The organism is Bacillus sp. MUM 116 (assembly GCF_001866655.1).
GTDB lineage: Bacteria > Bacillota > Bacilli > Bacillales > Cytobacillaceae > Neobacillus.
The window spans coordinates 1-13,896 of sequence record NZ_MLYR01000079.1; the positions used below are offsets into that span (position 1 = coordinate 1).

Annotated in this window: 11 protein-coding genes; 3 read left to right on the forward strand and 8 right to left on the reverse strand. The window is 38.2% G+C overall.

The annotated features are described in order from the left end of the window. Positions 1-142 precede the first annotated feature (142 nt). Positions 143-1,522: an NADP-specific glutamate dehydrogenase gene (gene gdhA, locus BIV60_RS18350; RefSeq protein ID WP_071357159.1), complete on the forward strand. Its 1,380-nt coding sequence runs from the start codon at positions 143-145 to the stop codon at positions 1,520-1,522. Positions 1,523-1,622: 100 nt separating this feature from the next. On the opposite strand, the gene queF is transcribed toward gdhA, so the two are convergent. The 4 genes from queF to BIV60_RS18370 form a co-directional block, all read right to left on the reverse strand. Next, entirely contained in the window at positions 1,623-2,123 is a 501-nt protein-coding gene (gene queF / locus BIV60_RS18355; RefSeq protein ID WP_071357160.1) for a preQ(1) synthase, read from the reverse strand. Positions 2,124-2,532: 409 nt separating this feature from the next. Further along, a complete protein-coding gene (locus BIV60_RS18360) occupies positions 2,533-3,123 on the reverse strand; it encodes a hypothetical protein (protein WP_071357161.1) in 591 nt (196 codons plus the stop codon). A gap of 14 nt (positions 3,124-3,137) precedes the next feature. After that, complete coding sequence (locus tag BIV60_RS18365; RefSeq protein WP_071357162.1) at positions 3,138-4,313, reverse strand: ParM/StbA family protein; 1,176 nt, start codon at positions 4,311-4,313, stop codon at positions 3,138-3,140. Positions 4,314-6,357: 2,044 nt separating this feature from the next. Next, on the reverse strand, positions 6,358-7,995 hold the full coding sequence (locus tag BIV60_RS18370; RefSeq protein ID WP_071357163.1) for a sensor histidine kinase: 1,638 nt from the start codon (positions 7,993-7,995) through the stop codon (positions 6,358-6,360). A 216-nt stretch (positions 7,996-8,211) separates the two neighbouring features. On the opposite strand from BIV60_RS18370, the gene BIV60_RS18375 reads away from it, so the two are divergent. Together BIV60_RS18375 and BIV60_RS29800 are read left to right on the forward strand one after the other, a co-directional pair. Next, the gene (locus BIV60_RS18375; protein WP_071357164.1) at positions 8,212-9,111 is read left to right on the forward strand and encodes a DMT family transporter; all 900 of its coding nucleotides are present in this window, start codon (positions 8,212-8,214) and stop codon (positions 9,109-9,111) included. Between the two features lie 131 nt (positions 9,112-9,242). Next, the gene (locus BIV60_RS29800; RefSeq protein ID WP_177177338.1) at positions 9,243-9,383 is read left to right on the forward strand and encodes a hypothetical protein; all 141 of its coding nucleotides are present in this window, start codon (positions 9,243-9,245) and stop codon (positions 9,381-9,383) included. 26 nt (positions 9,384-9,409) lie between these two features. Here the strand turns inward: BIV60_RS29800 and BIV60_RS18380 are convergent, their stop codons facing one another. The 4 genes from BIV60_RS18380 to BIV60_RS18395 form a co-directional block, all read right to left on the reverse strand. Further along, on the reverse strand, positions 9,410-10,132 hold the full coding sequence (locus BIV60_RS18380) for an amino acid ABC transporter ATP-binding protein (RefSeq protein ID WP_071357165.1): 723 nt from the start codon (positions 10,130-10,132) through the stop codon (positions 9,410-9,412). Then, positions 10,125-10,784 (reverse strand): amino acid ABC transporter permease, encoded by a 660-nt coding sequence (locus BIV60_RS18385; protein WP_071357166.1) that lies wholly within the window; start codon positions 10,782-10,784, stop codon positions 10,125-10,127. The genes BIV60_RS18380 and BIV60_RS18385 overlap by 8 nt, the downstream gene beginning before the upstream one ends. A 41-nt stretch (positions 10,785-10,825) precedes the next feature. Next, positions 10,826-11,590, reverse strand: coding sequence for a substrate-binding periplasmic protein (locus BIV60_RS18390; protein WP_071357167.1), 765 nt, complete (start codon positions 11,588-11,590; stop codon positions 10,826-10,828). Between the two features lie 226 nt (positions 11,591-11,816). Beyond that, positions 11,817-12,980 carry a M20 family metallopeptidase gene (locus BIV60_RS18395; protein WP_071357168.1) on the reverse strand — a complete coding sequence of 388 codons (1,164 nt, stop codon included), beginning with the start codon at positions 12,978-12,980 and terminating at the stop codon, positions 11,817-11,819. Positions 12,981-13,896 lie beyond the last annotated feature (916 nt).

Here is a 13,896-nt window from a genome sequence, read left to right on the forward strand (position 1 = left end):
CTATCATTCATCTATATTTTCGATTAATAGTCCCCAATATTTAGATTGATTAGATTAATTCTCTATTATAAAATATTTTATATAATAATTCCAATAATTAGGAAAATTAAATAAATAATATTTAGTTAGGGGCGAAATCTAAATGTCGGCAATTGAGGAGGTCAATCAGGTTGAATACCTATTGGCAAAAGAATATGTAAAAGAGGTTTTTGAAACTGTTAAAAATAGAAATCCATACGAAAGCGAATTTCATCAAGCGGTAAAGGAAATTACCGATTCACTTATTCCTGTTTTTGCAAAATATCCAAAATACATGCAGCACGGCATTCTCGAAAGGCTTGTTGAGCCCGACCGTACCATTAGCTTTCGAGTTCCATGGGTTGATGACGAAGGGAAGGTTCAAGTAAACCGTGGATTCCGTGTTCAATTTAATAATGCGATTGGACCGTATAAGGGAGGATTACGTTTCCATCCTTCCGTAAACGCCAGTATTATTAAATTTTTGGGCTTTGAGCAAATTTTTAAAAATTCTTTGACCGGTTTGCCAATTGGCGGGGGAAAAGGCGGCTCAGATTTTGATCCTAAGGGGAAATCTGACGGAGAAGTTATGCGTTTTACGCAAAGCTTCATGACGGAGCTCTATCGCCATATTAGCCCGGATGTAGATGTTCCAGCTGGTGATATCGGCGTTGGTGCAAGAGAAATCGGCTTCTTGTTTGGTCAATACAAAAAAATCCGCGGGGGCTTTGAAGCAGGAGTCTTAACCGGCAAAGGTCTTGGATATGGCGGAAGCTTAGCGCGTACGGAAGCAACAGGCTACGGGTTGGTTTATTTTGTCGAAGAAATGTTAAATGACCGCGGACTTAGTTTCGATGGAAGTACAGTTGTTATATCGGGTTCCGGAAATGTTTCGATTTATGCAATTGAAAAAGCTGCACAATTGGGTGCAAAGATTGTTGCCTGCAGTGACTCAAACGGCTATGTTTATGATGAAAACGGAATTAACCTTGAAACGGTTAAACGGTTAAAAGAAGTCGAAAGAAAAAGAATCAGTGAATATGTAAATGAGCATCCTCATGCCCAATATTATGAAGGTTGCAATGGACTTTGGTCGATTCCATGTGATATTGCTTTACCATGTGCAACGCAAAATGAAATTGATGAAATTTCCGCAAAAACACTTGTTTCCAACGGTGTTCAAGCAGTTGGTGAAGGTGCAAACATGCCATCCACACTTGCTGCCATTGATGTATTCCTTCAGAATAATGTTCTTTTCGCGCCTGCGAAGGCAGCAAATGCTGGCGGCGTTGCCGTTTCTGCATTAGAAATGTCCCAAAACAGTGCGCGTCTATCCTGGACATTCGAAGAAGTGGATGCAAAACTGCACCAAATCATGGTCCAAATCTATCAAAACAGTGTCAAAGCATCTGAAGAATTCGGTCATCCAGGCAATTTAGTCATCGGCGCTAATATTGCTGGTTTCTTAAAAGTAGCAAATGCCATGGTTGCACATGGAATCTAATTTGATATAAACAAAAGCCTCGGCAAAAAATGCCGGGGCTTTATATTGGTTAAAATATCGCCACTTTATGCAATTCAGTCAAAAAAACGATTGGCTGATTTTAGCGATTATCCACTTTTTCCGGATAAAGATCATGATTCATTAAGCGAAACTGAGCCATTTCCTCATATTTTGTTCCTGGTTTGCCGTAATTGCACCAAGGGTCAATTGAAATGCCGCCGCGCGGTGTAAATTTCCCCCACACTTCGATATAACGCGGGTCTAGTAATTTAATTAAGTCGTTCATAATGATGTTGACGCAGTCTTCATGGAAATCGCCGTGGTTTCTGAAACTAAAAAGATATAACTTCAGCGATTTGCTCTCAACGATTTTTTTATCAGGAATATAAGAAATATACATCGTTGCAAAATCAGGCTGTTTTGTTATTGGACAAAGACTGGTAAACTCCGGACAATTAAATTTTACAAAATAATCCCGATTGGAATGGAGATTATCAACTGCCTCCAATACCTCAGGTGCATATTCAAAAGAATATTGTGTATTCTGATTTCCTAACAAGGTTAAATCCTTTAAACCTTCCTCATGGTTTCTTCCAGACATAAAAAGACCTCCTGTAAAAATATCAATACTAAGAAAAGCGCAAGCACCTTGTTCAGCCTCAGGCATAGCACAAGATAAGCCGGCCGGAAGGTTGTTCTTTAACCTTTTGGACGGATTGGCTTGTGACCTCGAGGGGCTAGGCGCTTGCGCTGGACCATTCTCGAAGTCAAAACTTTTACTTTCTTATCTCTTAAAAAAAAGCCATGTCCAATATGGACATGGCGAATCGTCATGAATCCATAGTTTTTTATAGAGGGTTTCCGCTATGAACCTCTCCCGCCAATTACGGGCATTTAACTCTTCCATAATCATAAAGAACATGCTAATAAACGTCAACTGGAAATTGATGACCACCTATCCAATCGACAAAAATTCGGGTGGTGAAGGCACCACCCGAATTTTATCGAATTTATTTATTCATACTAGAAAGGAAATCTCCTAGCAGGTCTTCCAGACTGTTTTCAGCTTCTTCTTTCTTTTCTTGCTCCACGCCCTGCGGTTGGCCTTGCGATGCTGTTTCCCATTCAAATGCGCTTAAGTCATCGTCAGCGGCTGAAGCAGTTTCTTCCCTAGCTGAGACCTTAGATGTTACAGATACAGGAAAAGGATCCTCTCCTAAATCTTCTTGAAGGTATAATGCCTCGTCAATATCCACTGAGCTGCTATTTAGCGTAGCAAGCAATGCGGTTGACCGCACTGGGTCGGACAACAAATGATGGAGGATACTTCCCAGCAAAGCAAGGGAATGCTCATGTTTCAACCAATCCCGCTGTGATTTGTTTAATTTATGGGGGAGAGGAATCGTAACCGTTTCCTTCTCCCTTGCATAAGAACTCGCAACTCCCTGCATGACAAAATCAGCAATTTTACTCGAAAAGTTCCTTCTTTCGTGCTCTTTTAGTAATTGCAGCTGTTTTACTAAATGGTCGGGTGTATCAGAAGGAATGCGAAAGGAGAGCGCCTGTCCCCGCTTAATTTCACTTGAGGTGGAATTTTTCATAGGATCACCCTATTTTAGGCTTTTTTAACTGGCTCTTGTACCACTTTTGGCTTTTCGCTCTTCCTAACAAAATCAGTGATTAGTTTGTAATAAGCATTTGCCATCATCCAGATACTTTCTTTTTCATCTTCAAAAAATTCAATGTTATAGCCATCTAGATGATTGTTTAAAGTTTTAATATACTCTTTTAAAACAATCGATCCTCCGCCAACGAAATAGCAAATTTCAGTTTGGGAGTTCTTTTGCCAAACATTGCGCAATAAGCGGTATTGTTTTTTGGCTAATTCGACAAGAATGCGATCTGTAATATCATGAACACTTGTCCGGCTTCCTTTTACCATAATATGATTGCGGTCATTTTTTCTTGTAATAATTTCAACCACATCGCGGCGGCTGTCTAATTCAACACCATGTTTTGTTCTAATTTCCTCACGAATGGCCTCCAATGATTCAGACACACCAAGGTTAAAGCCCTGCGCTTTATCATCATCGACATTTCGGTTCTTGATGACTGCGATATCTGTCGACAATCCTCCGATATCTTGGATTAAGATTCTTTTATCAATCAAATCTTTATTAACAATTTTTAAGTTGTGATCCATAACAAGGTTAATAAAGGCAGCAAAGCCCTCAGGATAAACCTTTACCTCATTAAATTTAATGTTTACTTTTAACCCTTGGTATTTTGGTGTTACAAGGAATTCTACTTGGTGGACAGAACCAATCAATTTGGAGCGGTAGCCCACATCCTTACCCTCTTTTACCTCGCGAAGAGGGAGACCTGTTCCAAGTGTGTAGTTTGCGTCAATGATATTTTTCACGCGTGGAAAAAACTTTTCATTTTCAGCCCTTACTGCATCTAAAGCAAGTGTCGCAAACAACATAACGAGTGTTTGATCTTCTTCTGATTTACTGCTGCCTGGATCTAATTCAGCAGTATTATTGCTTTTCGCTGCTAAATTACCAATACGATAAATAACGTTATTCTCTTTCAGGGCAGGGGAGTGTACCTTAATATGAATTCCATCAAGAGGGTTTTTAGTATCTAATTCTTCAATCCCAATTACCGGCCGGTCTTCAGTATCTCTTGCAATAATATTGGGGATTGTGACTTGATAGTCTAATTCCCCAAAAATAGCCTTAATTGAATCATTTCCTACATCTACAGCCGCAATTCTAGAATTCGACATCCGTTTATCTCTCCTTAATTAAGTTACTAGATTATTAATTAATAATAGGTATGTATTTCAAGTTTGCCTATTAAAAGAGTAAGGGGAATTAACAGATTTTTCAATGGTAATATTGTAAAAGAAACAAAACCGTAAACCTGTAAACATCCTGTAAACTTTACCCTACTTGTGTACATTTTTGTAAACAACTGCGACAACTTGTGCACACTTAATTATATTACCATGTTTACGTATTTGTACACACGTAAACGAAATTGTATACAATAGTTTACAAAATCGTATACAAGTAAACTATTTTGTAAACATACGAAATTCTGTAAAAAGACAGCCTTGTATTGTTATTCAAAATATTATTGCTAGTTTTCTTCTTTCCAGAGTGGGGTATTGATTGTGATGGTAGGATCAACAACTTTTTCACTTTCCGCATAAAACCACCTTTCACTTTTTTTCACTATCTACTAGCGGAACATTAACCATATGCCTATTACTTATTCCTTAAAGGGTGGAAAACGCTCTTCCTAATCTTTTTCATTCTTCTAGGACATCCCCATACTCTTATTGGTTACCACAATCTTCCCATATTGATTGTTGTTTCGGAGAGTAAGGGGCAATACACCACCCGTTCATTATCTTTTTTGATAGGCTCCGTTAAACGTGTCTGTTGATTTCCCTCTTAAAGGCGGGCCTGAGCCATACTCAAACGATTAAGCCTACAGTCTCTTTCTAGAACCGTCTTTTCATCAGGAGTCTTGTTCCTCTCAACTAAGCTGCACATTCAACAGTGAGCATTCAGTAGCCTTTTCATAAAATTAACCGTTTGATAGCCTTGTAAACGTATTTGTATACATGTCAACAAAAACGTCTACAATTGTTTACAAAAAAGTATACAAGAAAACATTTTTGTAAACATACGGAATTCTGTAAAAAGACAGCCTGTCATGGTTCCTCAAAATATTATTGATAGTTTTCTTCTTCCCAGAGTGGGGTATTGATTGTAATGGTAGGATCAACAACTTTTTCACTTTGGACATCAATCCCCACTTTCATTTTTTCACTATCTATCATCAAAACATTAACCTCATGCCTGTTTCTTTTCCTTAAGAGTATGGAACGCTCCTCCTAATCCTTTTCATTTTTCTAGGGCATCCCAATACTCTTATCGGTTACCACAATCTTTCCATATCGATCGTTGTTCCGATAGTAGGGGGCAAATCCACCACCCAGTCATTATCTTTTTTGATAGACTCAGTAAAACTTGTCTGTTGATGTCCTCTCTAAAGGAGGTCTGGAGGCATGCTCAAGCAAATAAGCATGTATTCTCTCTCTTGAACCGTCTTTTCAGCAGGAAAACAGGAGACTTGCTCCTATCAACCAAGTTACAATTTCAAGAATGATTATTAATGGAGCCATTTCATAAAATTAACCGTTAGATTGCCTTGTAAACATGTTTGTATACATGTCAACAAAAACATCTACAATTGTTTACGAAAAAGTATACAAGAAAACATTTTTGTAAACATACGGAATTCCTATAAAAAGTCAGCCTGATATAATTCCCTCTTACAATAGTATTGTTAGTTTTCCTTCCCAGAGCAGGGCATAGGCTTTAATAGAGGTACCAACAGCCTTTTCACTTTCAATTCATCCAATCTTTTATTCTTAACAGACTTTTATAGCAGACTATAATGTTATAATTCCTAAAAGAAACAGAAGGGTGTTCTTGTATATTTCTGAATGATCCGACGACATCTCATTACCCCTTATCCATTGCCAAAATTCGATAGTTTTTATGTACAAAAGAAAGGAACATTACTCATCTGTCCTAATAGGCTAAATGTTTTTTTGTAAAATGTACATTTTGTAACCAATGATGACAAATTCGTACAAATAGCGTTGTGTAGCCGCGCAAACGCATTTGTATACGTGTAAACGAAATTGTCTACAAATGTTTACAAAACGTACACAAGTATGCATTCTTGTAAACATGCGAAAATCCCTATAAAAAAAGACAGCCAGTGACAGCTGCCGAATATAACTTATTATTTTATCCTTCTCCATTATCCTCTTCCCAGAGAGGGATACAAACTTTAAAGGTGGTGCCAACACCTTTTTCACTTTCCACATCAATCCTGCCTTTCATTCTTTCGACAATTTGATAGCAGACCATTAACCCCATGCCTGTACCTTTTTCCTTCAAGGAGTAAAAGGCGGTTCCTAATCTCTCCATTTCTTCTGGGGACATCCCAATACCGGTATCTGTTACAATAATTTCACCATATCTCTCATTTTTCCGGACAGTAAGGGTCAATACTCCGCCAGACCTCATAGATTCAATGCCATTCTTAACAATATTAATAATAACTTGTTTTAATTCACTTTGATTTCCTTTCACCAAAACTTCCGTTTTCAAAATCGTATGTAAGGAAATATTTTTAGACATGAAGGCAAAGGTGTTCATCAAATCTGCCACTTTTTTCGATAAATCACTTATATCTACCTTTTCAATTTGTTCAAGATCCGGCTTCGCGAGTGAAAGATAGTCATTAATAATAATTTCCGCCCGGTTTAATTCATCGATCATTAATTGTATATAGCTTAATTCCGTTTCACTCAAGTGATCTTTTGTTAAAAATATTTGTAAAAATCCACGAACCACTGTCATAGGATTGCGGATTTCATGGGCAACAGCAGCAGCTAGCTGTCCAATCGCATTCATCTTTTCTGCCCTCTGCAATTCCTTTTGAATTTTCGTTTTTTCAATAATTTTTTCCATTTCACCGATGGCTTCTTCTACTTGATGGACACTCCCTAGATTTTTGGGAATCGAACCAAATTCCTTATAGGTATCCGCCAGTCGTTCAAACAATACGGTCAACTGGGAGGTCATATGATTAAATTTTTCACCGAGCTTTACCATATCTGATTGGCTTGAGATATTGAGTTTAACATTAAAATTACCTGAGCTCACTGCATTGATTCCAGAAATAATTTCATTCACTGGAGCAAGAACCCTTCGAATCCCCCATCTTAAGGTAAGGTAAACTAAAATCGTAATAATGATTAAAGAAAAAATGACGTATATTCCGATTTTTTCCTTAAAGTGATTTATCGCTGAAGCATTGACATCTACTGCAAGTACAGCAATCACCTTACCGTTATGATCGGTAATTGGCTGGAAAGCAGTAATCCAATCCCCGTAGCGGTCGTGATAAAGACGGCTGCTGATAACTTTCTTTTCTTTAATGGCACGTTCAAAGGCTTGAAAAAATTCATTCCCTGCTTGGTAGGAACTGAAATTTCTAATTCCATCCAAACGGTCTGTTTCAGTTACCGCTAAAAAGTGCAATTCTTGTCCTTCTTCAATCTTTGCATCCATTAAATACCCTTGTAAATACTCAGCATTTTTTTCCTGCACTAATCCAACCAAGTTATTCAATTTTTTTAAAGACGGGCTTTTCGGATTGTGAGAATGGATTGCTTGTAGCACATCTTCGGAGGGAATCGTATAGCTCCAAAGACTGGCTATTCCCTTGGCACGCTCTGTCAATTGGTTGGCTAAATGATTAGTTACATAATAAAATGTGAACCCAGCTGTAGATACTACTACCACAAATGTTATTAAAAAGGAGAATACTAGAATCTTGCGATATAGAGGTAAATCGTTCACATGTTGTTTCCACATAGGTACTGGTCCTTTCGGATTTATAATTACGATTATATCGTGAAATTCGACATTTTCTAAGATAAATCCTTTGTCAACTTTTACCTCTTATCGCTTTTTTCGACAAATACTTTCATCAACTTCCATACTTTAATCCATGCTAATATACCGAAATATTGATGCAATTCAGATTCCATGATAACCTTGATTTTATGTACGGATCTGGGGGAGAGAAATATGAACACCAAGGCTTTCATTTTAGCCTCAATTACTGTCATTATATGGGGATCTACATTCCCTGCCATTAAAGCCGGCCTGGAAGGTGGCTACACAGCAGGCCATTTAGTTCTCATTCGTTACTTAATCGCCTCAGGATTATTTGGAATATACGCACTGCTTCCGGGGGTTAAATTTCGTCTGCCGAAAAAAGGGGACATTTTAAGAATTTTACTCCTTGGATGGGTGGGTATTAGCATCTACCATATTGGGGTTACCTTTGGTCAAGAAACCGTTTCGGCAGGTACCGCGGGTATGCTTGTTGCCTCAGCGCCCATTTTTACGGCACTGATTGCTGTTTTTGTATTAAAAGAACGCCTAGGTATTGCCGGCTGGTTGGGGTTGGCAATTGGTTTTATTGGTATTGGCGTAGTTTCCTTTGCAACAACAGGACCTTCTTTAACGATTTCAAAAGGTGCCTTTTTAGTCATTATGGCGGCGGTAGCAACCTCTGTATTATTTGCTTTTCAAAAACCGCTCTTAAGCAGGTATAGCTCGATTGAATTGACTGCTTATTTTTCATGGGCTGGAACCATCCCATTTCTATTGTTCCTTCCTGGACTCTTTCACGACCTCCAGCATGCATCTTTGGAGGCACACCTATCAGCTATTTACATTGGCATTTTCCCAACCGCCATCGGCTACGTCACATGGGGACTCGCACTCTCTGCAGGAAAAGCTGGTTCCGTAACAAGCATGCTCTACATCGAACCCGTAGTCGTCATCATCGTCGCATGGATCTGGCTAAAGGAATGGCCAAGCAGCACCTCGCTCATTGGGGGCCTCATTGCCATCTCCGGTGTCATTGTCGTGAATCTACTTGGGAAAAAGCAAAAAAGCAACCGATTAAATTCGACATAAATCGGGTGGTGCCTGTCACCACCCGATTTTTTTGTTCCACAGTACAAGTATAGTTTTTTATTTTCATTGTATAAAAGAGTAATAGTTTGGAAATAAATAGGGATAGACGGCAATACGAGGGGGAAAAAGAAATGGAAGGAAATAAGTTGTTGCTATCCGATTATGCAAATAAGGAAGGTTTCGAGCTTACAAGATACATTACAAATTTGTTTGAATATTTTTCTAGTCTACCAAAAAATAATCCTTCACAATATAAGCCAGCCCAGAAATAATGGGCTGGCTTATATTGTGTTGTTTTTTACAAAACTTTTTCTAAAAAGTCTTGAGCTCTTGTTGTTTTCGGATTACTAAAAAACTCCTGTGGGGAGCCTTCTTCGAGAAGTTGTCCCTCATCGAGGAAAATTACCCGGTCGGCTACTTCTCTGGCAAATCCCATCTCATGTGTTACAATCACCATCGTCATCCCGGACCCGGCAAGATCCTTCATAACATTCAAAACCTCCTTGACCATTTCCGGGTCAAGTGCCGATGTTGGTTCATCAAATAACATTAACTCCGGTTCCATCGCAAGTGCCCTTGCAATTGCTACACGCTGCTTCTGTCCGCCGGAAAGATTATTCGGATATGCGGAGGTTTTTTCCGTTAAACCAACACTGGCCAATAATTTTTTCGCCTTTGTTTCTGCATCCGCACGAGATTCTCCTTTTACCTTCATGGGAGCATACATTAAATTTTCTAAAACGGTCATATGCGGAAATAAATGGAAGTGTTGAAACACCATGCCAATCTGTTGCCGCACCTTCATAATATTCGTTTTTGGATCAGTAATGTCTTGATTGTTCACCATTACTTTCCCATTAGTCGGCGTCTCCAACAGGTTTAAACAACGAAGGAAGGTGGACTTGCCTGACCCGGATGGTCCAATAATCGACACTACCTCGCCGTGTTCAATCGTAGTCGAAATATTCTTTAAGACTTCTGTGTTTCCAAATTGTTTATAAAGGTTTTCTACTTTAATCACTGTATTTCAACCTTCTTTCAACCTGCTTGCCAATCGTTGTCAGTATCATTACCATCACCCAATAAATGACACCAACAAAAATAAGCGGTTCAAAATTTCGATAAATATCTGCCCCAACCACCTGGGCACGACGCATCAAATCTAAATAACCAATCGTCGAAACCAGGGCGGATTCCTTAGTAAGTGAAACAAATTCATTCATAAGCGCCGGCAATATATTTTTCATCGCCTGCGGCAATATAATGTCCTTCATCATCAAACGATAAGGAACTCCGAGCGCCTGAGCAGCCTCTGTCTGCCCTTTATCCACTGCCTGTATTCCTGCCCGAATAATTTCTGAAACGTATGCCGCTGAGTTTAAACCAAATGCTAAAATGGATGATAAAAATGGAGAAATATCATAACCTGTTAATTGTGGAATAGCAAAGTAAATAATCATTAATTGCAAAATCAATGGTGTACCGCGAAAAATCGAGGTATAAATACCAGCAATCCAATTTAATACTTTTAAGTGTGAAATTTTAAAAAGCGCGAAAACTGTACCGAGTACAAACCCGAACAAAATTGCGAAAAAGACAAATTTTAATGTTACCCATATTCCTTTTAGCATAAAAGGAATATAAGGCACAATTTGGCTAAAATCCAAATTCATGCCTTACACCTCACTTCAATATATATTCTAAGCCAGTCTTACTACTTTTGATCCTTTAACCACTTATCCTTCAACTTTTGAAGTTCCCCGTTGTCTTCTAATTTTTTAAGAACCTTATTTACATCCCCAACAAGCTTGCTTCCTTTTGGAAAAGCGACGGCCATCCCTGGTGAACTGCTTGTAGGATCATCAAATCCATCCAGGTTTTGCTTCTTAATATAACCAGTTGCTACAGATTTATCCATATAGGCTACTTGAATGCGTTTTGATAAAAGTTCTTGAATTAATGTCGTAGAATTATCCAATGGTTTCACGTCAAATTGAACTTTTTCCTGAAGTTTTTTTGCACCCTCTTCTTGAATCGTTCCAAGTTGAACACCAACCGTTTTTCCTTTTAAATCATCTACTGATTTGATATTTGCACCTTTTAAAGTGATAAACATTTCACCTGAACGGTTATATTCAGTTGAAAAATCAACATTTTTCTTACGTTTTTCAGTAGCAGACATCCCAGCAAGAACCATGTCCGCACGGTTTGCTTGCAGGGCTCCGATTAAACCGTCAAACTTCATATCTCTAATTTCAAGCTTATATCCTAATTCCTTTGCGATCATATTCGCCAAATCAATATCAAAGCCTTGCGGATTTCCCGCGGTGTCTCTTGATTCAAATGGGGCAAAATCAGCTGATGTTGCCATCGTTAATACTTTGTCTTTTGCATTTGCCGTTTTATCATTGCTTTTGCCGCATGCAGCAATCATAACCAACATGCATACCATCGTTATAAATAAAAATGCTTTTTTCATGGTGTCTCCCCCTATGATTTTAATAGTTTATTTTAATAGGATTGAATTTTTATTCAACTGAATGTATAATAACACGTAATTTTGCTTTTGAAAAGATATTTTATTAATATAAAAATATTCAGAAAAGTAACTTGATTACCTAGTTTAATAGACCTTTGAAAAACTATTCTAATATTAACCATAAAAAAATACCCCTTTTAAAAAGAGGTACTTTTATTTGCATAAATTATTTGACAGTGGATAAAAATTCACTTTTCACTTTTTCAAATGTTTCTGGATTAGTCATTATGTCTAATCCTGTATATGCGAGTGCCAATGCGCCATTAGCGAGAACCCGATGGGAGTTATCCGTAATCGTGGTATTGGCAAATTCCGTGGTATGGGCAACAAGCCCCGGAGAATCCAACCCGATATAAGGATGAATCGCCGGAACCACATGGCTGACATTTCCCATATCAATGGAACCATAAGATTCTTTCGGTTTGTTCACCTTTTTAATCCCTGCCGATAATAGATTTTTCGTAAACAACTGGGATAACGTCTGATTTGTGACCATATTATCATAGCTTAATTCATAATTATCGATATGGACTTCTGCCCCTGTCATAAGGGCAGCACCCTTTGCGATGTTTTTCACCTTTTCCACGACTTCATTTAAATAGCTGCGGCTGCCGGCCCGAACATAGAATTGGGCGACAGCTTTATCCGGCACGATGTTGGCCGCAACGCCACCTTCCTTAATAATCCCGTGAATGCGAACATCAGAGGTCACATGCTGACGAAGCGCATTAATCCCATTAAATAATTGAATCACGGCATCAAGGGCATTAATGCCTTTTTCAGGAGATGCAGCCGCATGGCTTGATTTTCCCCGGAAATCAAATTGAATTGCATCCATCGCAAGCGATAGCCCGCTTTCATAAGATTCGTCAGCAGGGTGGAGGATCATCGCAGCATCAATATCCGCAAAAACACCCTGTTCAGCCATTGGAACCTTGGCACCGTTTGTTTCTTCCGCCGGTGTCCCCAGCACGACAACGCGACCGCCAATTTCGTCGACCACTTTACTTAAGAGGACACCAGCACCCGCGCTCATCGTTCCAATCATATTGTGGCCGCATCCATGTCCGACCCCTGGTAAGGCATCATATTCAGACAAATAAGCGATTGAAGGCCCCGCTTTTTTACTGTCATACACCGCTTTAAAGGCTGTAGGACGGTCGACAATCCCTTTTTCTACGGTAAAGCCATGCTCTTCAAGAAATCCAACTAAGAGCTCCATGGATTCAAATTCCTGATCCCCTAATTCTGGATGATGGTATAAATGATCGTTAATCTCCCATAGTTTCTGCTGTATCAAATCTAGTTCTTTTTTTAATTGATCTTTCATTGCGGAAACCTCCTCTTGTTGAACAAAATAATACAAATAATAGTACCTTTTAATTTTATAAAAATAAAGATGTTTGTATTAAAATTCCATCCAAATAATGTAATTCAGATTAATAGGACTTATAGATAAAAAAATGAAAAGCCCTGTAAAGATTTTTCTCTACAGAGCAATTGCTTATAAAAACTTTCGTACTTTAAATGACTGGGGAGCTGACTAAAATTCGATAAATTTTCTTTCAATCTGCGAAATTCTGCATTTCGCAGAATAGTTCATTAGACCCTATCATCTTTATTGCCTATTAACGATTAATCTCCAAATAGCATTCTCACTTATCAATCTATTTATGAATTTTTTACTAGTTCTATTTTACTAAGACTAAAGGAATTCCTCCATATATCCTCTAAAAAATCCTAGAAAAATAAGGATATCCTTGGTGAATTAAGCACTTTTTATCGAAATAGGGATTTATTTGTCAAAATCTGTACTGATTTACAAGCTTATGTAACTTCCTTAAATCAGACGCGCTCTCATTAAAAAGCTGCTTCAAACTGGTAATCATGCATTCCAACTCCTGATTAACAATAAATACAAATCTAGTAGAATTATATCATAAAATAGTATTAATTAGTTAGATTGGTATATTTTTACAATAATTTATAGTATGTAGGACCCACAAGATTTGATTGAAAAGCAGAAATACAAAAATCGGGCGGTGCCAGGCACCACCCGATTTTTCTTGCTGTTACTTCATTTAAACTACAGCTCTGATTGATGAAGCCCTAACTCTAAGGAGCTAGACCTTTCTTTATTAAAGGCTCTTTTCGTAAACTTTGTTGCTTTTGGACCTTAATAAGAGTCAAATACTTAAGTTTCTAGGCAATTTTTCGCAAATGTTCTTACGAAAAGATGCCACGAA

What these genes read in the sequence shown, in the direction of transcription:
- BIV60_RS18390 (WP_071357167.1), bottom strand. Translation starts at nt 11,590, where the DNA reads ATGAAAAAAGCATTTTTATTTATAACGATGGTATGCATGTTGGTTATG.
- BIV60_RS29800 (WP_177177338.1), top strand. Translation starts at nt 9,243, where the DNA reads ATGGAAGGAAATAAGTTGTTGCTATCCGATTATGCAAATAAGGAAGGT.
- BIV60_RS18385 (WP_071357166.1), bottom strand. Translation starts at nt 10,784, where the DNA reads ATGAATTTGGATTTTAGCCAAATTGTGCCTTATATTCCTTTTATGCTA.
- BIV60_RS18395 (WP_071357168.1), bottom strand. Translation starts at nt 12,980, where the DNA reads ATGAAAGATCAATTAAAAAAAGAACTAGATTTGATACAGCAGAAACTA.
- queF (WP_071357160.1), bottom strand. Translation starts at nt 2,123, where the DNA reads ATGTCTGGAAGAAACCATGAGGAAGGTTTAAAGGATTTAACCTTGTTA.
- BIV60_RS18370 (WP_071357163.1), bottom strand. Translation starts at nt 7,995, where the DNA reads ATGTGGAAACAACATGTGAACGATTTACCTCTATATCGCAAGATTCTA.
- BIV60_RS18360 (WP_071357161.1), bottom strand. Translation starts at nt 3,123, where the DNA reads ATGAAAAATTCCACCTCAAGTGAAATTAAGCGGGGACAGGCGCTCTCC.
- BIV60_RS18375 (WP_071357164.1), top strand. Translation starts at nt 8,212, where the DNA reads ATGAACACCAAGGCTTTCATTTTAGCCTCAATTACTGTCATTATATGG.
- gdhA (WP_071357159.1), top strand. Translation starts at nt 143, where the DNA reads ATGTCGGCAATTGAGGAGGTCAATCAGGTTGAATACCTATTGGCAAAA.
- BIV60_RS18365 (WP_071357162.1), bottom strand. Translation starts at nt 4,313, where the DNA reads ATGTCGAATTCTAGAATTGCGGCTGTAGATGTAGGAAATGATTCAATT.